Annotated in this window: 18 protein-coding genes and 1 tRNA gene; 9 read left to right on the top strand and 10 right to left on the bottom strand. The window is 60.6% G+C overall.

Features of this window, described 5'->3' with window-relative positions:
- Positions 1 to 41: 41 nt before the first annotated feature.
- The 5 genes from HKD46_RS12110 to adhE all read right to left on the bottom strand — a co-directional run bounded on the left by HKD46_RS12110 (position 42) and on the right by adhE (position 8,374).
- The gene (locus tag HKD46_RS12110) at positions 42 to 1,463 is read right to left on the bottom strand and encodes a carbon starvation protein A (protein ID WP_171865464.1); all 1,422 of its coding nucleotides are present in this window, start codon (positions 1,461 to 1,463) and stop codon (positions 42 to 44) included.
- Positions 1,464 to 1,607: 144 nt separating this feature from the next.
- Complete coding sequence (btsR, locus tag HKD46_RS12105; RefSeq protein ID WP_039038988.1) at positions 1,608 to 2,312, bottom strand: two-component system response regulator BtsR; 705 nt, start codon at positions 2,310 to 2,312, stop codon at positions 1,608 to 1,610.
- Complete coding sequence (locus tag HKD46_RS12100) at positions 2,309 to 4,000, bottom strand: sensor histidine kinase (protein WP_139700323.1); 1,692 nt, start codon at positions 3,998 to 4,000, stop codon at positions 2,309 to 2,311. Before HKD46_RS12100 ends, btsR begins: the two co-directional genes overlap by 4 nt.
- Before the next feature lie 352 nt (positions 4,001 to 4,352).
- Positions 4,353 to 5,588: an HD-GYP domain-containing protein gene (locus HKD46_RS12095; protein ID WP_171865463.1), complete on the bottom strand. Its 1,236-nt coding sequence runs from the start codon at positions 5,586 to 5,588 to the stop codon at positions 4,353 to 4,355.
- A 110-nt stretch (positions 5,589 to 5,698) separates the two neighbouring features.
- Positions 5,699 to 8,374: a bifunctional acetaldehyde-CoA/alcohol dehydrogenase gene (gene adhE, locus HKD46_RS12090; protein ID WP_069652659.1), complete on the bottom strand. Its 2,676-nt coding sequence runs from the start codon at positions 8,372 to 8,374 to the stop codon at positions 5,699 to 5,701.
- Positions 8,375 to 9,206: 832 nt separating this feature from the next.
- On the opposite strand from adhE, the gene HKD46_RS12085 reads away from it, so the two are divergent.
- The 7 genes from HKD46_RS12085 to HKD46_RS12055 all read left to right on the top strand — a co-directional run bounded on the left by HKD46_RS12085 (position 9,207) and on the right by HKD46_RS12055 (position 17,008).
- On the top strand, positions 9,207 to 9,842 hold the full coding sequence (locus HKD46_RS12085) for a YchE family NAAT transporter (protein WP_010674328.1): 636 nt from the start codon (positions 9,207 to 9,209) through the stop codon (positions 9,840 to 9,842).
- A 280-nt stretch (positions 9,843 to 10,122) separates the two neighbouring features.
- A complete protein-coding gene (locus tag HKD46_RS12080; RefSeq protein WP_041212840.1) occupies positions 10,123 to 11,742 on the top strand; it encodes an ABC transporter substrate-binding protein in 1,620 nt (539 codons plus the stop codon).
- A 97-nt stretch (positions 11,743 to 11,839) separates the two neighbouring features.
- A complete protein-coding gene (oppB, locus tag HKD46_RS12075) occupies positions 11,840 to 12,760 on the top strand; it encodes an oligopeptide ABC transporter permease OppB (protein ID WP_010674330.1) in 921 nt (306 codons plus the stop codon).
- Between the two features lie 14 nt (positions 12,761 to 12,774).
- Entirely contained in the window at positions 12,775 to 13,686 is a 912-nt protein-coding gene (oppC, locus tag HKD46_RS12070) for an oligopeptide ABC transporter permease OppC (protein ID WP_010674331.1), read from the top strand.
- A 108-nt stretch (positions 13,687 to 13,794) separates the two neighbouring features.
- The gene (locus HKD46_RS12065; protein WP_039038983.1) at positions 13,795 to 14,775 is read left to right on the top strand and encodes an ABC transporter ATP-binding protein; all 981 of its coding nucleotides are present in this window, start codon (positions 13,795 to 13,797) and stop codon (positions 14,773 to 14,775) included.
- Positions 14,776 to 15,771, top strand: a complete 996-nt coding sequence (gene oppF / locus HKD46_RS12060; protein ID WP_010674333.1) for a murein tripeptide/oligopeptide ABC transporter ATP binding protein OppF — start codon at positions 14,776 to 14,778, stop codon at positions 15,769 to 15,771. It begins immediately after the preceding gene.
- A 292-nt stretch (positions 15,772 to 16,063) separates the two neighbouring features.
- Positions 16,064 to 17,008 carry a TerC family protein gene (locus HKD46_RS12055; RefSeq protein ID WP_041212841.1) on the top strand — a complete coding sequence of 315 codons (945 nt, stop codon included), beginning with the start codon at positions 16,064 to 16,066 and terminating at the stop codon, positions 17,006 to 17,008.
- Between the two features lie 57 nt (positions 17,009 to 17,065).
- Here HKD46_RS12055 and alr read toward each other — a convergent pair whose 3' ends face one another.
- Positions 17,066 to 18,292, bottom strand: a complete 1,227-nt coding sequence (gene alr / locus HKD46_RS12050) for an alanine racemase (RefSeq protein ID WP_041212842.1) — start codon at positions 18,290 to 18,292, stop codon at positions 17,066 to 17,068.
- A gap of 179 nt (positions 18,293 to 18,471) precedes the next feature.
- On the opposite strand from alr, the gene HKD46_RS12045 reads away from it, so the two are divergent.
- A complete protein-coding gene (locus tag HKD46_RS12045; RefSeq protein WP_010674336.1) occupies positions 18,472 to 18,918 on the top strand; it encodes an isoprenylcysteine carboxylmethyltransferase family protein in 447 nt (148 codons plus the stop codon).
- A gap of 73 nt (positions 18,919 to 18,991) precedes the next feature.
- Here the strand turns inward: HKD46_RS12045 and HKD46_RS12040 are convergent, their stop codons facing one another.
- The 3 genes from HKD46_RS12040 to HKD46_RS12030 all read right to left on the bottom strand — a co-directional run bounded on the left by HKD46_RS12040 (position 18,992) and on the right by HKD46_RS12030 (position 21,128).
- Positions 18,992 to 20,251, bottom strand: a complete 1,260-nt coding sequence (locus HKD46_RS12040; RefSeq protein WP_041212843.1) for a dicarboxylate/amino acid:cation symporter — start codon at positions 20,249 to 20,251, stop codon at positions 18,992 to 18,994.
- A gap of 203 nt (positions 20,252 to 20,454) precedes the next feature.
- A complete protein-coding gene (locus tag HKD46_RS12035; RefSeq protein ID WP_041212844.1) occupies positions 20,455 to 20,931 on the bottom strand; it encodes a CC0125/CC1285 family lipoprotein in 477 nt (158 codons plus the stop codon).
- Positions 20,932 to 21,051: 120 nt separating this feature from the next.
- Positions 21,052 to 21,128: transfer RNA gene (locus HKD46_RS12030), tRNA-Pro, on the bottom strand.
- A 33-nt stretch (positions 21,129 to 21,161) separates the two neighbouring features.
- Here HKD46_RS12030 and HKD46_RS12025 point away from each other — a divergent pair.
- Positions 21,162 to 21,476, top strand: a complete 315-nt coding sequence (locus HKD46_RS12025; RefSeq protein WP_041212845.1) for a hypothetical protein — start codon at positions 21,162 to 21,164, stop codon at positions 21,474 to 21,476.
- Here the strand turns inward: HKD46_RS12025 and HKD46_RS12020 are convergent.
- Positions 21,466 to 22,809 carry a dihydroorotase gene (locus HKD46_RS12020; RefSeq protein WP_041212846.1) on the bottom strand — a complete coding sequence of 448 codons (1,344 nt, stop codon included), beginning with the start codon at positions 22,807 to 22,809 and terminating at the stop codon, positions 21,466 to 21,468. The genes HKD46_RS12025 and HKD46_RS12020 overlap by 11 nt on opposite strands.
- Positions 22,810 to 22,820 lie beyond the last annotated feature (11 nt).

Below are 22,820 nucleotides of genomic sequence, written 5' to 3'. Positions count from 1 at the left end.
CAGCAATGCCGGGCCTCTTGTCATGAAGAGAAGCTGATGCCTCAGCTCTCCTTGGCCTCTCTCAGTTGGGAGGGCCTGAATTTCACCAGGAAGGCGAGGGTGATGAGGGCGGTGCTCACCAGACCGATGATGGTGGAAACATTCATCTCGAGGCCGAAACCGATGGGGGCGTTGGCCAGGTAGGTGATGACCACTGCGGTCATGAAGATGGCGGGAATGGTGCATACCCAGTGCAGCTTGCCTTCCTTGATGAGGTAGGCGGCTGCAGCCCACAGCATGATGACGGCGGTGGTCTGGTTGGCCCAGCCGAAGTAGCGCCAGATCACCCCGAACTCGGCTTTGGAGATGATGAAGCCAAGGATGAACATGGGGATGGCGATGAGCAGACGCTTGGCCATGGGCTTCTGGGTCAGGTTCAGGAAGTCCGCCACGATGAGGCGGGCGCTGCGAAACGCGGTGTCACCGGAGGTGATGGGTAGGATCACCACACCGAGGATTGCCAGGATGCCGCCCACGGTACCGAGCAGGCTGGTGGAGACTTCGTGCACCACGGCAGAGGGGCCGCCGCTGGCCAGGGTGGCGTTGAGTGCCTCGGTGCTGTCGTAGAAGGAGAGACCCAGGGTGCACCAGATGAGGGCGATGACCCCTTCCCCTATCATGGCGCCGTAGAAGATGAAGCGACCGGAGCTCTCGTTCTGCATGCAGCGCGCCATCAGCGGGGACTGGGTGGCGTGGAAACCGGAGACGGCACCACAGGCGATGGTGATGAACAGCAGCGGCCAGAGCGGCAGGTCCGTCGGGTGCAGGTTGGAGAAGTCCATCCCGGTGTTGTAGAAGCCCTTGCCGGAGACGATGAGGCCGATGATGAGGCCGACCGACATGAAGACCAGCAGCGCACCGAAGATGGGGTAGAAGCGGCCGATGATCTTGTCGATGGGGACGATGGTCGCGAGGATGTAGTAGGCGAAGATGGCCGCAATCCAGTAGACCAGATCGGTGGAGGTGAGGTTGGCGAGCAGGCCCGCCGGGCTCAGGACGAAGACCACGCCCACCAGCATCAGGAGCACCACGGCAAAGAGGTTCATGAAGTGCTTGGCGGCGGTGCCGAGGTGCTCACCGACCACGGTCGGCACCGAGGCGCCCCTGGCGCGTACCGACAGCATGCCGGAGAAGTAGTCGTGGACCGCACCGGCGAAGATGCAGCCAAAGACGATCCAGAGCATGGCGACCGGACCATAGAGGGCACCCAGGATGGGGCCGAAGATGGGGCCGACGCCTGCGATGTTGAGCAGTTGAACCAGGTAGACCTTCTTGTCCGACATGGGGACATAGTCCACCCCGTCCGCCATGGTGATGGCGGGGGTCTTCAACTCGGGTTTGGGCCCGAATATCCGTTCGATGAATTTGCCGTATATGAAGTAGCCGGCTATCAACAAGCCGACACAGAGGAAGAACCAGATCATTGCTACGCTCCTGCTTTGTTATTTTTTGGTGTGCGCAGCCAGTGTAGGTGGGGACTTCTGTTAACGGCAGGTGAAAGAGGGTGAGCGGCGACATGGCGACCCGAGCGGTTGCCCGCTGTGATCCGGCGCACATCGCGCACCGTTTTATTCCAGTCCCAGCTCGTCTTTGAGCTCCTTGAGGTAGCGGCGGCTGACCGGTACCCGGGCCCCGCTCGGGGTCACGATCTCCGCCAGCTGATTCTCCAGCAACCGGATTTCGAAGATGGCGGTCGGGGCTACCAGATACTGGCGGTGGCAGCGCAGCAACGGGGTCTTCTCCTCCAGGGACTTGAGGGTGAGCTGGGTGTGAAACAGCTCGCCCTGGCAGGCGACATGGACGCCGCCGAGATCGGAGAAGGCGTACTCCACCTGGGAGGTTGGGAGCAGCCGTACCCGGTTGTGCAGGTATCCGGGGATATGGTGGATGGTCGGGGCCAGGGTCCCGACCGGTTGCGGGGTGATGTCCTGCCTGAGCCGCGCCAGGGTCTTGGCGAGGCGCGCCGGCTCCACTGGCTTGAGCAGGTAGTCGAAGGCGTTCTCCTCGAACGCCTGGATGGCGTAGTCGTCGAACGCGGTGACAAAGACGATGCGGGGCAGGGGATCGAGCATGGCCACCAGCTCCATGCCGCTGAGCTTGGGCATCTGGATATCGAGAAACACCACATCCGGCTTGAGTTGCTGGATGAGGCCGAGCGCCTCGATGGCGTTGCCCGCCATGCCCAGGATCTCGATGTCGGGATCGCTGGCCAGCAGCTCTGCCAGCTCTTCGCGGGCATAGGGCTCGTCATCGACGATCAGGGTGCGGATCATGTCATCTCCTTGGCGGTGGTGCGGGGTTGTCGTGGGAGTGTCAGGGAGACCCGGGTCCATTGCTCCGGCTCCCACTGGACGTCAATGCCATAGCGCTCGCCAAAGGCGCTCTTGAGGCGCTTGTCCACCAGGCTCATCCCCAGGCCATCCCCCTGGCCGGATGGCTGCCAGGCCCCGGCGTTGTCTTCGACGCAAAGGGTGATCGCCTCGGGGGTTTCCCTCGCGAAGAGGCGAAGTCGCCCCTCTCCCAGCAGGGAGCAGATGCCGTGCTTGATGGCATTCTCGATGAGGGGCTGCAGGGTGAAGCTCGGCAGTTGCACCTCGGCAAGGTGGGGCGGGATCTCGTTGATGACGGTGAGCCGCTCGCCAAAGCGGGCCTGCTCTATCTCCAGGTAGGAGAGGCAGTGCTCCTGCTCCTCACGCAGCGTGGTCAGGCCGCTCTGGCGCTTGAGGTTGTTGCGAAAGAAGCGGGAGAGGTGCAGCAGCAGCTCCCGTGCCCGTCCCGGATCGCGGCGGGTAATGGCGCTGATGGTGTTGAGGGTGTTGAACAGGAAGTGGGGGTTTATCTGTGCCTGTACCAGCTTGAGCTCGGATTGCACCAGCAGGCGCTGCTGCTGCTCCAGGCGGCCTGCCAGCAGCTGCTGGGACAACAGGTTGGCGATCCCTTCTCCCAGGGTGTGATTGATCTTGAGGAAGAGCCGCTTCTTGGGCTCATAGAGTTTGATGGTGCCGATCACCCCCTCGTCACCCTGCAGGGGGATCACCAGCACGGAACCGAGCTGGCACTGGGGGGAGATGCTGCAACGATAGGGCTGGCTGTTGCCATCGGCGAACAGCACCTTGTTCTGGGCGATGGCTTGCAGGGTGATCGCCGAGGTGATGGGGGTGCCCGGCTTGTGGTGATCTTCTCCGGTGCCGATGAAGGCGAGGATCTTGTCGGTGTCCGTGATGGCGACGGCGCCGACGCCGGTCTCTTCCTGAACGATATGGGCTATCTTGCCGCTGGCCTCCGGAGTGAACCCCTGGCTCATGATGCCGACGGTACGGTTGGCGATGGTGAGCGCCTTGGCGGAGAAGACCCGGGAGAACTTTTCGTACATCCGCTGCTGGTCGCGGATCATGCTGATGAAGAGCGCCGCCCCGCAGGAGTTGGCGAGGATCATGGGGGTGGCGATGGTGCGCACCAGCAGCAGGGACTTGTCGAAGGGGGTGGCGACCAGCAGGATGATCACCATCTGCATGATCTCGGCCACGAAGGTGGTAAAGAAGGCGACCCTGGGTGCAAAGAGGTCATTGACCCTGCCTGCCCTCATCAGCCGCCAGTGCACCAGCCCCCCCAACAGCCCCTCGCAGGTGGTGGAGATGGCGCAGGCGAGATCGGTGAACCCCCCCAGAGTATAGCGGTGCAGGCCGCCGGTCAGCCCCACCAGGCATCCCACCAGGGGGCCGCCCAGCAGTCCCCCCAGTACGGCACCGACCGCCCGGGTGTTGGCGATGGCGTCATCGATGTCGAGGCCCACATAGGTTCCCAGGATGCAAAAGCAGGATAAGATGACATAGATGAGCACCTTGTGGGGCAGCCTGACGGAGTAGTTGGCCAGGGGACGCAACAGGGGGCTTTTGGAAAAAAGGTAGGCGATGACCAGGCTGACGCTCATCTGCTGGAGCAGAGAGAGGACTAGTTGCATAAAAAAGCTTCCTCAAACACCACGCCGGAGCCGGGCGTTGTCATGACGCAGGGTGAGCCTGAGCCCGTCTTGATGCGGGCTGCGGGCTGAACGCTGCGGCAGTTTGCCAGAATGGAAAAATAAAACCATATAAAATCAGCACGTTAAATTGATATTTGTGTAATCGATGCCCGCTTGATATTGTTGATGCGAGCATGAAGGTATCCACCGGATACGCCACACGGAGGTGGCATGCTCCGCCCGGCCATCGGCTGGGCGTTTTTTATCCAGCTCCAATGGTGGACGATTTCGAGGGGACCTGAGCAATTATTCAGGTTTGTCCAATGAGTTATCCCCAGCTTCTGGGGATAACTCAGAAGGCGAAATAGTAACAGACCCGCCGACCCAGACCGAAAAAAGCGCGTTGCGCGTCGTCCAGCTCTTCCTGTCTGAGGCTGGCGACGATGCTTCGCGCATCTTCCCGCAGATCGATCATGGCCACTCCTTCCGGCCGCTGCCCCTTGAGGTAGGGCAGCACCTTGGGTCTGAGGGGCATGCTGGGCTCGGTGGAGAGCACCAGGGCCAGGGCATCGTCATCCAGGCGCACCAGGGAACCCGGTGGATAGACCCCCAGCACCTTTATCAGCAACCTGACCTGGGTTTGCTCGAACTTCTTCTGGGAGAGCTTGTAGAGCTGGCCGATCACCTGGCTGGGCCCCGGCGGGTTGAGGCCGCTGCGCGGGTGAAGCAGCTCGTCATAGTGATCCACCAGCCCGATGAGGCGGGCGAGGGGGGGGATCTTGTCGCCCTTGATCCCGAGGGGAAAACCGCTGCCATCGAGGCGTTCGTGATGCAGGTAGGCGACCTCACGGATCCTGGGTTCGAAAGCCTGCAACTGGTTGAGCATCACCAGTCCGTACTGGGGGTGCATGTTGAGGAAATTCTGCTCCGCCTTGCTGAGCTCCCCCCGCTTCTGGATGATCTGGCTCGGGATCCTGAGCTCGCCGATGTCGTGGATCAGGCCCGCCAGACCGGTCTCCTCGATCTCGACGGGATTCATGCCAAGCTCCCGTGCCACCAGCATGGCGATGAAGGCCACGCTCAGGCTGTGTTGCAGCAGGGTATCCGTGTTCTGGCTGCGGATGAGGTGCAGACCGAGCGGCCCCTGGTGTTCTGCCAGACGGGCGGCGGTGCTGCGCACTATCTGCGCAGTATTGGCCAGGCCTTCGTCCGGTTTGAGGTTGAGGGCGCCAAGGGCGTCGCGAAGATCTGACAGGGATTGACCGAACGCCTTGTCCGCGATGCGAAGGGAGCGCCTGAACGCCTTTTCGTCGAAGGTGGGGCCCTCAGAAGAGGAGGTGGTATTCCCGGTGTCGCTCATCTCAAGAGAGGGAACGGGTTCGGCCCGCAGCAGGGGCTCTACCGGCAGATCGCTCTTGTCGGGATCCACCATCAGCAGGGTCAGGTCGAGGTGGCGGATGATGTCGAGCTGCTGCTGGTCCTTGATTTTGAAGGCGTTGAACATGAAAGGGTGGCTCGTCCATCCCGTGGGAAGATGGATGTAGTGGCCGACTCTCAACTGCTCGATGGAGGCCTGTATCAGCGCCATGGACTAGCTCTTCTGTCGAATTTGCCTATCAACAAGCTAGCAAAATTAAACAGATAGACAAACAAAAAAGCCCGCGCATGTGCGCGGGCTCTTGTCATCCGTGGCGTTTATCAGGCCTTGGATTTTTTCTTGTTGTCCACCTTGGCGTCGACCTTGGCTGCAACCGGGGCGGCAGCAGGGGCTTCCTCGATGAAGGGACGGCCGTAGTAGGTGTCCATCAGGATGGCTTTCAGCTCGGTGATCAGCGGGTAGCGCGGGTTGGCGCCGGTGCACTGGTCATCGAAGGCTTCCAGGGCCAGCTGGTCTACCTTGGCCAGGAAGTCCGCTTCGTTCACGCCGGCTTCGCGGATGGACGCCGGGATCCCCAGGGTAGCCTTCAGCTCGTCCAGCCAGGTCAGCAGCTTCTCGATCTTGGCGGCGGTACGGTCACCGGCAGCGGTCAGGCCCAGGTGGTCAGCCACTTCGGCGTAGCGACGGCGAGCCTGCGGACGGTCGTACTGGGAGAACGCGGTCTGCTTGGTCGGGTTGTCGTTCGCGTTGTAGCGGATGACGTTGCTGATCAGCAGGGCGTTGGCCAGACCGTGGGGGATGTGGAACTCCGCACCCAGTTTGTGGGCCATGGAGTGGCACACACCCAGGAAGGCGTTGGCAAACGCGATACCGGCGATGGTGGCGGCGTTGTGCACCTTCTCGCGGGCAACCGGGTCGTTGGCGCCGTTGATGTAGCTGGAGGGCAGGTAGTCCTTCAGCAGTTTCAGGGCTTGCAGCGCCTGACCGTCGGAGTATTCGTTGGCCAGCACGGAGACATAGGCTTCCATGGCGTGGGTCACGGCGTCGATACCACCGAAGGCACACAGGGATTTGGGCATGCCCATCACCAGGTTGGCATCCACGATGGCCATGTTCGGGGTCAGCTCGTAGTCGGCCAGCGGGTACTTCATGCCGGTGGCGTCATCGGTCACGACCGCAAACGGGGTCACTTCAGAGCCGGTACCGGACGTGGTGGTGATACAGACCAGTTCGGCCTTCACGCCCATTTTCGGGAACTTGTAGATACGCTTGCGGATGTCCATGAAGCGCATGGCCAGGTCTTCGAACGCAGTGTCCGGGTGCTCGTACATGACCCACATGATCTTGGCGGCATCCATGGGTGAACCACCACCCAGGGCGACGATCACGTCCGGCTTGAAGGAGTTGGCCATCTCGGCGCCCTTGCGGACCACGGACAGGGTGGGGTCGGCTTCCACTTCGTAGAAGATCTCCACTTCCATGTTCAGCTTCTTGAGCAGGCGAACCACTTCATCGGCATAGCCGTTGTTGAACAGGAAGCGGTCGGTCACCACCATGGCGCGCTTCTTGCCTTCCAGGTCGCCCAGGGCGATCGGCAGGGAACCACGACGGAAGTAGATGGATTTCGGAAGTTTGTGCCACAGCATATTTTCTGCCCGTTTTGCGACTGTCTTCTTGTTGATCAAGTGCTTGGGACCGACGTTCTCGGAGATGGAGTTACCACTCCAGGAGCCGCAACCCAGGGTCAGGGACGGGGCCAGCGCGAAGTTGTACAGGTCACCGATCCCACCCTGGGTGGAGGGGGTGTTGATGAGGATACGGGCGGTCTTCATCTTGTCGCCGAAGTACTTGATGCGGTCGGCATTGCGATCCTGGTCGGTATAGAGACCGGAGGTGTGGCCGATACCACCGATGTTGACCATGTCGCAGGCCATTTCGACGGCTTCTTCGAAGTTCTTGGCACGGAACATACCCAGCGTCGGGGAGAGTTTTTCGTGAGCGAACTCGTCTTCCGCGCAGAGTTCCAGACCTTCACCGATGAGGATCTTGGTGGTGGCAGGCACGGTCACACCGGCCATGGCGGCGATCTTGGTGGCAGGCTGGCCCACGATGTCGGCGTTCAGGGCGCCGTTGATCAGCAGCACTTTACGCACCTTGTCCGCTTCGTCCTTGGAGAGGATGTAGCCAGCGTGGGTCGCGAAACGCTCCTTGACCTGGTTGTAGATGGAGTCGACCACGATGACAGCCTGCTCGGAGGCACAGACCACGCCGTTGTCGAAGGTCTTGGACATCAGGATGGAGGCGACGGCACGCTTCACGTCGGCGGTTTCGTCGATGACGATGGGCACGTTGCCCGCACCCACGCCGATGGCGGGTTTGCCGGAGGAGTAGGCGGCCTTCACCATGCCCGGGCCACCGGTGGCCAGGATCAGGTTGATGTCGTCGTGACGCATCAGGGCGTTGGAGAGTTCGACGGAGGGTTGATCAATCCAGCCGATGATGTCTTTCGGCGCACCGGCAGCCACGGCTGCATCCAGTACCAGCTTGGCAGCGGTATTGGTGGAGTTCTTGGCGCGGGGGTGCGGGGAGAAGATGATGGCGTTGCGGGTCTTCAGGGAGATGAGGGCCTTGAAGATCGCAGTGGAAGTCGGGTTGGTGGTCGGTACGATACCGCAGATGATGCCTACCGGCTCGGCGATGGTGATGGTGCCCATCTCGTCGTCCTGGCTCAGGATGCCGCAGGTCTTCTCATCTTTATAGGCGTTGTAGATGTATTCGGAGGCGAAGTGGTTCTTGATAACCTTGTCTTCGATGATACCCATACCGGATTCAGCCACGGCCATCTGGGCCAGGGGGATACGGGCGTTGCTGGCGGCCAGGGCGGCGGCACGGAAGACCTTGTCTACCTGCTCTTGCGAGAAGCTGGCGAATTGACGCTGTGCTTCTTTGACGCGGGCAACCAGTGCATCCAGTTCAGCCAAATTGGTTACTGCCATGTTTATCTCCTGATGATTTGAAAACTGTTTAGTAAGACCTTGGCAATGCCCGGCAATTATAGCCACCTTGTCAAGGCAAGAATCACCATAACGGGGTATTTACATGCCTTAGTAAACTGTTTTCTGGCTCGATTATAGGGTCGGGATGTGTCAGAAAAGATTGATCTGGATCATATGTAACAAAAGAACAAAAGAAATTTTGTTTCACCCCTTGTCGCACCACTATGTTACGGGAGTGTGTCATCCTTTCTTGGCATCACGAGCGGCTGTCACGCGCCCTTGGAATATCTGTTCAGGGAAGGGGGTCCGATGAATTCTCGCCTTGACCGGGATGGAGGAGGCGGTATCGCCGTGATGGTGGCAGAACGTCCACTCCCCTGACGTTTCATTTATGTTGAGAAAGGGGTTGTTGTTTTCATCCAGTCGCCCTGGCGAAACAGCACATCTGGCGGTGGCAGGGAGCGCGTCACCTCTTCACAGCGGGCCCCGCTTGCGCCGCACCAGGGTGAGAAAGGCCAAAAATCGGGGTCACAGGAGCGGGTGGGGGCGGCAAGCAGGCGTGGTGAGAAGCAAGGGTGCCATTTGCCGAAAATATCGTTTCTTGGCTGAGGGTTGATATAACGCGCTGCCATGGCACCCGGCGATGTTAATGGCGGCCTCTCTCCCTTAACAACCCGATATGTTGAATTTTATCGATACATTAGCGGAACTAACTAAAAAGCCCCGGTAAGGGTGAGATTATTTGATTGGAGAAGGGAAAAGCCATGGTGTAAATTTACGCGCAGTTTGGGGGTTGGCCCCTTGTGGCTCGTATTGGTTCTGGATGGCGCCTATGGCAGCAATAGACTTCTCTTTATACCTGAAATTTTTCGTCGGCCTGTTTGCGATCATCAACCCGCTGGGTCTGTTGCCGGTTTTTGTGAGCCTGACGGGCCACATGTCGCCGGAGGAGCGACGCAAGACCAACACCACCGCCCACATTGCCGTGATGATCATCCTGATGGTCTCCATGTGCATGGGACAGCTCATCCTCGACAGTTTCGGCATCTCCCTGGCATCGTTTCGCATTGCCGGTGGCTCGCTGATCACCCTGATCGCCTGGTCCATGCTGCAGGGCAAGCTGGGGGAGGTGAAGCACAACAAGCAGGAGAAGGGTGAACTGGCTGCGCGTGAATCCATTGCCGTGGTGCCCCTGGCTCTGCCGCTGATGGCCGGACCCGGTGCCATCTCCTCTTCCATCGTCTATGCCAGCCAGAAGACCCTGCCCCAGATGGCCGGCATGTTCGTGGTGGTGGTGGCGTTTGCCTGCTGCTCCTGGCTCATCTTCCGCGCCGCTCCCCTGCTGTTCAAGCTGATGGGCAACACCGGCATCAACGTGGTGACCCGTATCATGGGTCTCATCATGATGTCCCTTGGCATCGAGATCATCGTGGCGGGCATCAAGGGAGTCTTCCCCGGTCTGGTGTGAGCCAGGTCCGTTTTTGTCGGAGCCGGTCCTTGTGACCGGCTTTTTATTGTTTCTTTTTTGTTGGTCATTTCCTAGAATCGAGCTGCCTTGTACGAAAAATGACCGCTGCGGGATATTTAAATGCTGAATAAATGGTTTTAAGTTGTTTTTTTGACCATGAAAGCGGCCTGTTCCTGATGATATCTATTGCATTATCAGAATTGTCAGGGAATTATGCGGGCAGCGAGGTGTTTGTCTCGTGGATAACAAATGCATGGAATGTTCTTGTTGGAGTATGGAAATGACTCATAGAAAAACAATTATTAATACCCTTTTATTGACTGCACTTTTCGGTGGCGCCACCCTGGCTCACGCCGCCGATGTCCCCGCCGGTACCAAGCTTGCTCCCGAGCAAACCCTGGTGAAAGGCAATGGTTCCGAACCCGCCACCCTGGATCCCCAGAAAGTGGAAGGTACCCCCGAATCCAACGTATTGCGTGACCTGTTCGAAGGTCTCGTCTCCTCCGGCCCCAAGGGTGAGACCCTGCCCGGCGTCGCCGAGTCCTGGGAAACCAAGGACAACAAACATTACGTGTTCCACCTGCGCAAGGATGCCAAGTGGTCCAACGGGGATCCCGTCACCGCTCATGACTTCGTCTTTGCCTTCCAGCGCGCGGTGGATCCCAAGACGGCCTCTCCCTACTCCTGGTACATGGAGATCCCGACCATCATCAATGCCTCCGACATCATCGCGGGCAAGAAGCCGGCCGACACTCTGGGTGTGAAGGCGGTGGACGATCATACCTTCGAGGTGCAGCTGGAGAAGGCGGTGCCTTACTTCGTCAGCATGCTCTCCCACACCACCACCTATCCGGTCCCGAAGAAGGTGATCGAGAAGTTCGGTGACAAGTGGACCCAGCCCGGCAACATGGTATCCAACGGCGCCTACGTGCTGAAGGACTGGGTGGTCAACGAGCGCGTCGACGTCGAGCGCAACCCCAACTACTGGAACAACGGCAAGACCGTCATCAACAAGGTGACCTACCTGCCCATCCAGTCCACCAACGCCGAGCTGAACCGCTATCTGGCTGGCGAAGTGGATCTGACCTACAACATGCCCATCGAACGCTTCAAGCAGATGAAGAAAGAGCTGCCGGACGAAGTAAAGGTCAGCGGCTATGTGGGCACCTACTACTACCAGTACAACTTCAAGCACAAGCCGTTTGACGACGTGCGGGTGCGTACCGCCCTCTCCTATGCCATCGATCGCAACGTGATCGCCGACAAGGTGATGGGCAAGGGCGAAACCCCGGGCTACACGCTCGTGCCTGACTTTGTAGATGGCTTCAAGCCGGTGGCGCCGGCCTGGTCCAAGCTGACCCAGGCAGAGCGCGATGCCAAGGCGAAAGAGCTGCTGACCGAAGCCGGTTACGGCCCGGGCAAGCCGCTCAAGTTCGAGCTGCTCTACAACACCGACGACAACCACAAAAAGGTGGCCGTGGCCGTCGCCTCCATGTGGAAGAAGCTCGGCGTGCAGGTGAGCCTGGTGAACCAGGAGTGGAAGACCTACCTGGAGACCAAGAAGCAGGGTAACTTCGACGTGGGCCGCGCCGGCTGGATTGCGGACTACAACGAAGCCTCCTCCATGCTGGATCTGATGCAGACCACTCACGGCAACAACGACGGCAAATACTCCAACCCGACGTTCGACAAGCTGATGAGCGAGTCCCGCAACCAGGTGGATGCCGAGGCGCGCAACAAGCTCTATGTCCAGGCCGAAGAGATCCTGGCCAAGGACATGCCGATCGCCCCCATCTATCAGTACGTGACCTCCCGCATGGTCAAGCCCTACGTGGGCGGCTACCCGGCCAACCCGCTGGACAACATCTACAGCAAAGACATGTACATCGTTGCTCACTGAGTAAAGAAACAAGTCGCATAACAAGCAGGGCCCGCCAGACGGCGGGCCTTTATTACAACCGCGACCCTTTGGAAGCAGTACAGGACAGGAAATGTCTATGTTGAAATTCATCCTTAAACGTCTACTGGAAGCGATCCCGACTCTGCTGGTCTTGATCACCGTCTCCTTCTTCATGATGCGCTTCGCCCCGGGTAACCCCTTCACCAGCGAACGCGCCCTGCCGCCGGAAGTCCTGGCCAACATCGAAGCCAAATATGGCCTGGACAAGCCCATCGGCATGCAATACCTCACTTACCTCGGCAACCTGGTCCAGGGGGATCTGGGGCCCTCCTTCAAATACAAGGACTTCACCGTCAATGATCTGGTGAGCCAGGCCCTGCCTGTCTCCGCCAAGATAGGCTCGGTCGCCTTCCTGCTGGCAGTGACCCTGGGGGTCACCTTCGGCACCATTGCGGCCCTGAAACAGAACACCCTCATCGACTACCTGTTGATGTCGTCGGCCATGGCCGGGGTGGTGATACCCGGCTTCGTGCTGGCACCGCTGCTGGTGCTCTTCTTCAGTATCTATCTGGGCTGGTTCCCGGCGGGAGGCTGGCAGGGGGGAGGCGCCCAGTTCATGGTACTGCCGGTGTTCGGCATGATGATGTACTACATCTCCGCCATCTCCCGCATCATGCGCGGCAGCATGATCGAGACCATGAACTCCAACTTCATCCGTACCGCCCGCGCCAAGGGGCTGCCCCTGCGTCACATCATCCTCAAGCACGCGCTGCGCCCGGCCATGCTGCCGGTGGTCTCCTACCTGGGACCGGCCTTCGTGGGCATCATCACCGGCTCCGTGGTCATCGAGACCATCTTCGGCCTGCCGGGGATCGGCCAGCTGTTCGTCAACGGTGCCCTCAACCGTGATTACTCCATGGTGCTCGGTCTGACCATTCTGGTCGGCGCCCTCACCATCACCTTTAACGCCGTGGTCGATATTCTCTATGCCGTCATCGATCCCAAGATCCGTTACTAAGCCGGGAGTTCATCATGGTAGTCACAACTGAAAAGCGCGAAGCCGTCGAGGCGTTCGCCCAGAAAGTGGAAGTGGTGGAAGGACGCTCCCTGTGGAAGGATGCCCGTCGCCGTTTCCTGCGCAACAAGGCGGCCCTGACCAGCCTCATCATCCTGACCATCATCGGTCTGGCGGTGATCGTGGGGCCCCACCTGTCCCAGTACACGTTCGATGACCCGGACTGGGGGGCCATGCAGAGTGCCCCGGACATGGAGACCGGCCACTGGTTCGGCACCGACAGCCTGGGGCGCGACCTGTTCGTGCGTACCTTGCTCGGCGGACGCATCTCCCTGATGGTCGGCATCATGGGGGCCCTGGTGGCTGTCATCATCGGCACCCTCTACGGCGCCGCGTCCGGCTTCATCGGCGGTCGCGTCGACAGCCTGATGATGCGCGTGCTTGAGATCCTCAACGCCTTCCCCTTCATGTTCTTCGTGATCATGCTGGTGACCTTCTTCGGTCGCAATCTGGCCCTCATCTTCCTCGCCATCGGCGCGGTGAGCTGGCTCGACATGGCGCGGATCGTGCGCGGCCAGACCCTGAGTCTCAAGAGCAAGGAGTTCATCGAGGCGGCCCACGTCTGCGGCGTCTCCAAGTGGAAGATCATCACCCGTCATATCGTGCCCAACGTGCTCGGCATAGTGGCGGTTTACGCCACCCTGCTGGTGCCGGGGATGATCATGTTCGAATCCTTCCTGAGCTTCCTGGGTCTGGGCGTGCAAGAGCCCATGACCAGCTGGGGCGCCCTGCTGGATGAAGGCTCCAAGTCGATGGAAGTGGCCATCTGGCAACTCCTGTTCCCCGCCGGTTTCATGGTGGTGACCCTGTTCTGCTTCAACTTCCTCGGGGATGGTCTGCGTGATGCCCTGGATCCCAAGGATCGCTGATACCCAGGGACCGGCAAGACGCCAAGGGGCCATCAGACCCGTTCAGGGAACGCACCGCGTTCACCACGGGCAGGCCCCCATCACGACAGCGCGATAAGGAGTACTGAGATGAAATTACTGGATGTGAAAGATCTGCGGGTCGAGTTCAAGACCCCGGACGGCAATGTGGTGGCCGTCAACGACCTCAACTTTTCTCTTTCTGCCGGCGAAACCCTGGGGATCGTCGGGGAGTCGGGCTCAGGCAAGTCCCAGACTGCCTTTGCCATCATGGGGCTACTCGCCAAGAACGGTGTCATCACCGGCTCGGCCAAATTTCAGGGGGACGAGATCCTGAATCTGCCGGAGCACAAGCTCAACAAGATCCGCTCCGAGAAGATCGCCATGATCTTCCAGGACCCCATGACGTCGCTCAACCCCTACATGAAGGTCAAGGATCAGCTGATGGAAGTGCTGATGCTGCACAAGGGGATGACCAAGGCTGCCGCCTTCGAGGAGTCGGTGCGCATGCTGGACGCGGTGAAGATCCCCGAGTCGCGCAAGCGGATGAACATGTACCCCCACGAGTTCTCCGGCGGCATGCGTCAGCGGGTGATGATCGCCATGGCGCTCCTGTGCCGGCCGCAGCTGCTCATCGCCGACGAGCCGACCACGGCGCTGGACGTGACGGTACAGGCCCAGATCATGACCCTGATGAACGAGCTCAAGCGCGAGTTCAACACCGCCATCATCATGATCACCCACGATCTTGGCGTCGTGGCCGGCATCTGCGACAAGGTGCTGGTGATGTACGCAGGCCGGACCATGGAGTACGGCCGGGTCAACGATATCTTCTATCGCCCGAGCCACCCCTATACCGAAGGCTTGCTGCGCGCCATTCCCCGCCTCGACACCGAAGGGGAAGAGCTGCCCACCATTCCGGGCAATCCGCCCAACCTGCTGCGTTTGCCCACCGGCTGTCCCTTCCAGGAGCGTTGCCACCGGGTGAGCGAGATTTGTGGCCAGCAATCGCCGATCCTGACACCGTTCAACGACGGTCGGGAGCGGGCGTGCCACTGGGTATCGGATGCCATGATCAAGGGAGTGAACTAAATGGGTACTGACAAGAAACTGCTGCTGGAAGTGTCCGACCTCAAGGTTCACTTCCATATCAAGAGTGACAAGGCCTGGCCCTGGGCCAAGCCCTCCGCCCTGAAGGCGGTGGACGGGGTGACCCTGCGCCTCTACGAAGGGGAGACCCTGGGCGTAGTGGGGGAGTCCGGTTGCGGCAAATCCACCTTCGCCCGTGCCCTCATCGGCCTGGTACCGGCCACCGACGGCAAGGTGGTGTGGCTTGGGCAGGACTTGACCAAGCTCGAGCAGAACGCCCTGCGGGAGAAGCGCAAGGAGATCCAGATGATCTTCCAGGATCCGCTGGCCTCCCTGAACCCCCGCATGACCATAGGGGACATCATCGCCGAGCCCCTCATCACCTTCTACCCGACCCTGCCAAGGGAAGAGGTGAAGGAGAAGGTGCGCGCCATGATGACCAAGGTGGGTCTGTTGCCGAACCTGGTGAACCGTTACCCCCATGAGTTCTCCGGCGGCCAGTGCCAGCGCATCGGCATTGCCCGGGCGCTCATCCTCGAGCCCAAGATGATCATCTGTGACGAGCCGGTCTCGGCGCTGGATGTCTCCATCCAGGCTCAGGTGGTGAACCTGCTCAAATCCCTGCAAAAGGAGATGGGTCTCTCCCTCATCTTCATCGCCCACGACCTCTCAGTGGTCAAACACATCTCCGATCGGGTGCTGGTGATGTACCTGGGCAACGCGGTGGAGCTGGGGACCGGCAAGGAGATCTTCGCCAATCCCCTGCACCCCTATACCAAGGCGCTGATGTCGGCGGTCCCCATCCCGGATCCGGATCTGGAGCGCAGCAAGGTCATCCAGATCCTGGAAGGGGACCTGCCATCCCCCATGAATCCGCCCTCCGGCTGCGTGTTTCGCACCCGCTGCCCGGTGGCAGGTCCGGAGTGCGCCAAGACCCGGCCCCAGCTCGAGGGCAACTTCGACCACGCGGTTTCCTGTCTCAAGGTGGACCCGCTCTGAGGATGGGAGCGTGACAGGGGCGCCCGGGTGGCGCCCCTCTTTTTTGCCTGCCCATCAAATCCTCTCTTGGCGCCAGCGGTTGTCGCTGCTACTATCCGCCTTACAAGGGGAGTAACTTCTCGCCGGTTTGTCGTCATTACGGTGCACCCATATCCTGCAGTGCACCCGGCAGCCGGGCAGTTGACGCAAGTCGGCTGTAAGTGAGACCTTGCCGAGAGGCAAGGTGTATCTGCTCCAAACGCGAACCCACTGCCTCCCGGCCGTGGGTTTTGTCGTTTTGGGAGAAGTGAAAATGGGTGAATGGTGGATGTGGACCGGTTTCTTCAGCATAGTGCTGGTCCTGTTGTGGATTGATATCCGCTTTGTCGGTGGCGGCAAGGCGCACAAGGTGTCCCTGAAAGAGGCGGGCATCTGGTCTCTCATCTGGGTCAGCGTGGCGCTCCTGTTCAACCTGGCCATCTGGCTCTGGCTGGATCACAGTGCCGGGCGCGAAATCGCGAACCAGAAGGGGCTGGAGTTTCTCACCGGCTACCTCATCGAAAAGGCACTGGCGGTGGACAACGTCTTCGTCTGGCTGATGCTGTTCGGCTACTTCGCCATCCCGGCGGAGCTGCAGCGCCGGGTCCTGCTCTACGGGGTGCTGGGGGCCATCGTGATGCGCGCGGGCATGGTGTTCGCGGGCAGCTGGCTCATCGAGCAGTTCCACTGGATCCTCTACCTGTTCGGGGCCTTCTTGCTGCTGACCGGTGCCAAGATGCTGTGGGCGGCCGACAAGGAGCCGGATCTCGAGAACAATGCCCTGCTCGGCTGGATGCGTCGTCGCTTCAAGGTGACCGAGACGCTGGAGGGGGAGAAGTTCTTCGTCTGGCGTGACGGTGTGCGCTACGCGACCCCGCTGCTGCTCATCCTGGTGCTGGTGGAGGTGAGCGACCTCATCTTCGCGGTGGACAGTATCCCGGCCATCTTCGCGGTGACCACGGATCCCTTCATCGTGCTCACCTCCAACATCTTCGCCATCATGGGGCTGCGCGCCATGTACTTCCTGCTGGCCGGGGTGGCCGATCGCTTCGCCCTGCTCAAATACGGCCTGGCGCTGATCCTGATGTTCATCGGGGTCAAGATGTTGCTGCTCGATATCTTCAAGATACCGACCGGCATCGCCCTTGGCGTGGTGGCGCTGATCCTGCTGGCCTCCATGGGACTGAGTCTGCTGATGACCCGCAAAAAGACGGCGTGAACGGCGCAGTAAAAAAAAGGGCTCCATAGGGGGCCCTTTTTCATGTCAGCAATTTGCTTAGCGCTTGATCTTCTTGGGGTTGGTGTAGCCCCAGACGGTGTACATGTCCGCCAAGAGGGCACCGTTGTACTCCTCCAGATCAGATTGTTTCACCTCGGCATCACCCTGGCGTCCGAACAGGACCACCTCGTCACCGGGTTTGATCCCCTTGATGTCGGTGACGTCCACCATGGTGGTGTTCATGGAAGTCTTGCCCACGACGGGGGCCTTCTGGCCATGGATCAGCACATAGGCCTTGTTGCTCATGGCGCGGCGGTAGCCGTCGGAGTAGCCCATCGGCAGGTTGGCCAGCAGGGAGTCGCGCTTGAGGGTGAAGGTGCGGTCATAGCCGACGGTGTTGCCCGCCGGGTAGTGGTTGACGGAGGCGACCTGGGTCTTGAACGCCATCACCTTCTTGTACTCGGTGTAGGAGGGAATGGTGTCGCCATAGATGATACCGCCAGGGCGCACCATGTCAAAGTAGGCTTCCGGCACTTCCAGGGTGGCGAAGGAGTTGGCGGCGTGGATGGTGAGCTTGCTGCGATCCAGCTTGCCGGCGTCGATGAGCCACTGGTAGTCCAGCTTGAACTGGGCCAGCCCCAGCTTGACGTCCTCTTTCTCCTCCACCGGGAAGTGGGTCATGATGCCGACCGGGGTGATCCCCTTGAGCTTGAGCATGGCCAGGGCATCGGCCTTGGCATCGTCCTGGCGCAGATCGATGCCGTTGCGGCTCATGCCGGCGGAGTTCAGGCCGATGTGCACCGGGATGTTGGTGTGATGGCGCTGGGCGATGCCGGCGATCCCCTTGGCGCTCTCCAGGCTGCCGATGAGCTCCTCCAGCTTGTAGGGCAGGGCCTGCTCCACTTCATCCGGGGTGGCGGCCCGCACCCGCATCAGGCGACCTTCGAAGCCCTTCTCGCGAGCAACACGTGCTTCTTCGTTGCTGGCGATGCCGATGCAAGGGATGCCTGCCTTGACCACGGAAGGGACCAGCAGGTCGATGCCGTGACCGTAGGCGTCCGCCTTCATGATGGCGCAGATCTGCGGGCCCTTGTCACCGAGGCGATTCTTCAGGGTCTGGATGTTGTGCTCGAAGGCACCGAGATCCACTTCCAGCCAGGCGTTGGCGGCGGTCTGTTCCTGACCGTTGCGGTGGTCGTCGGCGAGCGGCAGATAGGGGGCGGCGACCGCCTGGCCGGCCAGCAGGCCAAAAATCAGGGTCGCGAGCAGTGTTTTCTTGTGCATGGGGCAAGTCCTTTCTTATTGTCTTGAGTTGAGGCTGGGCTCATCGCTGAGGCGAGCTGCGGCAGGGCTGGTCATAGCATGTTGCTATGCTAATGATATATTTCACTTTTTATCCAGATGCCGACTCTGGGAGTGTATCTCAACGGCGTCAATCGTGGCACGTGTTGCAGGAAGAAAATATGAAGCTGACGTTGCGGATTCCACCGTTGCTGCTGTTCGTCGTCATCGTGCTCGCCATGTGGCTGGGGCGGGGTGAGGGGAGGGCGGCGCCCCTGTGGCTGGTGCTGGTCGCCACGCTGTGGCTGGCGGGAGCCCTGCTGGGGGGCGGTGCGCTTCTGCATTTCTGGCAGCAGCGCACCACTGTGCACCCCCAGCGGCTGGAGAGCAGCCGGGTGCTGGTGACCCGGGGCGTCTATCGCATCAGCCGCAATCCCATGTACCTGGGGCTGCTCTGCTGGACCCTGGCGCTGGCGTGCTATCTGGGAGGCATGGCAGTGTGGCTCGGGCCGCTGCTGCTCTGGGGCTGGCTTACCCGCTTCCAGATCCTGGCGGAGGAGCAGGCGCTGCGGCGACAATTCGGCGATGCCTATGACGACTATTGCCGACAGGTCAGGCGCTGGTGCTGAGGCGCGGCGTGCCCCATCAGGCATATGACAACGGCCCGCAGAAGCGGGCCGTTGTCATGGGGGTCAGGGGGGATCACGCCTTGGCGGTGTCCACCTCGCCGAGGGGGGCGGTCTCCCCCAGGCTGTCTTCGCTCTTGGCCACCACGCTCGCGGCGATGGCGTTGCCCAGCACGTTGGTGGCGGAGCGCCCCATGTCGAGGAAGTGGTCGATACCGAGCAGCAGCAGGATGCCCGCTTCCGGGATGTGGAACTGGTTGAGGGTGGCGGCAATCACCACCAGGGAGGCGCGGGGCACCCCGGCCATTCCCTTGGAGGTGACCATCAGCAGCAGCAGCATGGTGATCTGCTGGGCCGTGGAGAGCTCGATGCCATAGGCCTGGGCGATGAACATCACCGCGAAGGTGCAGTACATCATGGAACCGTCCAGGTTGAAGGAGTAGCCCATGGGGAGCACGAAGCTGGCGATGCGCTTGTCACAGCCAAATTTCTCCAGCCTGTCCAGGGTCTTGGGGTAGGCGGCCTCGGAGCTGGCGGTGGAGAAGGCCAGCAGGATGGGCTCGCGGATGAGGGCGAGCAGTGTCAGGATGCGGCGGCGGATGAAGAGGCTGCCCATGGCGATGAGCAGCAGCCATAGGCAGCCGAGCGCCAGATAGAACTGGGCCATGAAGGTGCCATAGGTAGCGAGGATGCCGAGCCCCTCCTTGGCGACCATGGCGGCGATGGCGCCAAACACCGCGAACGGGGCGAAGTTCATCACGTAGCCGGTCACCTTGAGCATGATCTCGGCGCCGCTGGCCATCAGCTTGACCACGGGCTTGGCGTCGTCCCCCAGGGCGGCGGCGGCCAGCCCGAAGAAGAGGGAGAAGACCACGATCTGCAGGATCTCGTTGGTGGCCATCGCCTCGACCACGCTTTTCGGGATGGCGTGGGTCACGAAATCCTTGAGGGAGATGGCGGTGGCAAGCACGCCGGAGCTGGCGCCGTCATCGGGCAGGGAGAGGGAGAGCCCCACCCCAGGTTGCATCAGGTGGACCATGACCAGCCCCAGGGTCAGAGACATCAGGGAGGCGAGCATGAACCAGCCCAGGGTCTTGACGCCGATGCGGCCCACGGTGCGGGTGTCACCCATCTTGGCGATGCCGACCACGAGCGTGGTGAACACCAGGGGGGCGATGATCATCTTGATGAGGCGCAGGAAGATGTCGGTCAGCAGGGTGATGTCATCGGCAAAGCCTGCGGCCTGTGCGGGCGCGAGCAGGCGATAACCCTGCCCGGTCACGATGCCAAGCAACATCGCAATGAGGATGGCAACGGTCAACTTGTTCATTTTCATGGGGGAGTTCCGGTTTCGATAGGTGCAATGCCTGTGCAGGCGGCGAGGGGCCGCCTCAGTCCTTTTTTGTGATCCGGGCGGTGGAATCCAGACAGCCGGTGTGCTGGAGCATGCCTAATCGCGAAGGGGAAATCCAGTGACTTGTTTCGGAGTTTTGCGCTATTGTTAGCTGCATTTGATATGCATCTTGTGATTTATTTGTATTAATCGCTGTTTATTTTAATTTTTGCGAGATAAACGGCTTCCATGCTCTGTGCGTCCCGGGGGCTGGCCTCCAGGGTGAAGACGAGCAGGGCCGAGGTGCGATGTTCCACCTGCATGTCGTCCATGAAGGTGTCTGGCTCGTACTCGTCGAACCCGAATTGGGGGCGGGTCGGGGTGACCCTGACGGCATCCCGCGACAGGGTCAGCGTCTCGACCCGAATCCAGGGGTATCCCTTTGCCAGTGCCACCTCACCGGCCCGCTTGAGCACGTATTTGCGCGCCGTTTCCCTGTCCACCAGATCGTTTCCCACAAACTCCAGTTGCCAGCGGGCCGGGCCAAGCTGGGTCTGTGAAAAACCGGTCTGGCCATTCCAGAACGATTTTTCACTGTCATAGGCGGTGGCGCAGCCCGCGAGCTGGCCGACCAGCAGGGCGCTGAGGGCAAGGGTGCAGAAAGTACGAAGGGAAGGCAACATGATGCGGGCCGCTTGGCAAAGGGGGTTTTACTACAGCACAAAGGGATCGGAGAGACAATCGCGGTGGAAGACCATAAAAGAAAAGGCCTTGTCGTCTGACAAGGCCTTTCTCGGGGAATTTGGTCGGTGTGAGAGGATTCGAACCTCCGACCCTCTACACCCCATGCAGATGCGCTACCTGGCTGCGCTACACACCGACGGAGTCAGCTCGGCTGACGGGGAGGGAGTTTATGGAGATGCCCCGACCCTGTCAACAGGGGAAATTCAGGTTCGAGATCGTTTGCCTGCTTTGCGAGCAACTTCGGATCAAAGTGCGACCAGTGGTGCATTTTGTCGGCACCTCACCGCTGTCTTGCAGGAAAAACGGCCACCCGGAGGTGGCCGTTTGGCGTGATGCTCTCAAGCCGAGATCAGCGGTTGAAGGTGAGACGCTTGCCCAATACCTTGTCGGTGACTTGGCCGTTCTGCCAGGCTATTTGCCCGTTGACCAGGGTCATCTCAAGCAGGGCGCGCTGGAAGCGGTCATCATCCAGATCAGCGGTTGAAGGTGAGTCGCTTGCCCAATACCTTGTCGGTGACTTGGCCGTTCTGCCAGGCTATTTGTCCGTTCACCAGGGTCATCTCGATGGTGCTCTGGAAGCGGTAGCCGTTGAACGGGGACCAGCCGCACAGGTAGAGCAGGTTGCTGTCGGTGACCACGTAGGGCTTGCCGAGATCCAGCAGCACCAGGTCGGCGAAGTAACCTTCCCGGATGTAGCCGCGATCCTGCACCTGGAAGCGCTCGGCCACCGCGTGGGAGGTCTTCTTGACGATGGTTTCCAGCGAGAAGACGCCGTTGTGGTAGAGCTCCAGCAGCGCCTGCAGGGAGTGCTGCACCAGGGGCACGCCGGAGGGCGCCTTGAAGTAGCTGTTCTGCTTCTCTTCCCAGGTGTGGGGAGCGTGGTCGGTGGCGATGATGTCGAGCACGTCGTTGCGTACCGCATCCAGCAGGGCGTGCTGGTCGGCAGCGCTCTTCACCGCCGGGTTGCACTTGATCTGGCTGCCCAGGGTGTCGTAGTCCGCCTCGTTGAAGAAGAGGTGGTGGACGCACACTTCGGCGGTGATGTTCTTGTCCTTGAGATCCTTCAGATCCGGGGTGGCGGTAAAGAGTGAGAGCTCTTTCGCCGTGGTCAGGTGCAGCACGTGCAGCTTGGCGCCGTACTGCTTGGCCAGGGAGACCGCCATGCTGGAGGATTTGTAGCAGGCGTCCGCGCTGCGGATGCGGCCGTGCTCGCGCATGGGCACGTCTTCGCCCCACTTGGCGCGAGCTTCGTCTTCCAGCACCTTGATGGACGGGGTGTCCTCGCAGTGGGTGACGATCATCACCGGGCTCTCGCGGAAGATGGCTGCCAGGGTCTCCTGGTTGTCCACCAGCATGTTGCCGGTGGAGGCCCCCATGAAGATCTTGATGCCGCAGGACTGCTTGGGATCGAGCTTCTTGATCTCTTCCAGGTTGTCGTTGGTGGCACCCAGGTAGAAGCTGTAGTTGGCGGCGGCGGAGTTGGCGGCGATCTGGTATTTGGCTTCGAGGGCTTCGATGGTGGTGGTCTGGGGATTGACGTTGGGCATTTCCATGAAGCTGGTGGTGCCACCGGCCACGGCGGCCCGGGATTCACTGGCGATGGTTCCCTTGTGGGTCAGGCCGGGTTCCCGGAAGTGGACCTGATCATCGATCATCCCGGGGATGAGATGACGGCCCGTTGCATCGATCACCACGGCATCGGGGGCACTGATGTCCGGGGCGACGCGGGCGATCCGCTCACCCTCGATCAGGACGTCGGAGGCATAGATGCGGCCTTCGTTGACCAGGGTGGCATTCTTGATAAGCAATTTGTTCATGGGGGGTTCCA

The organism is Aeromonas sp. TW 6 (assembly GCF_013168745.1).
In the GTDB taxonomy this organism is placed as follows: Bacteria; Pseudomonadota; Gammaproteobacteria; order Enterobacterales; family Aeromonadaceae; genus Aeromonas; species Aeromonas caviae.
The sequence above is the reverse complement of the archived record's forward strand: the minus strand, read 5'-3'. Positions and strand labels throughout refer to the sequence as shown.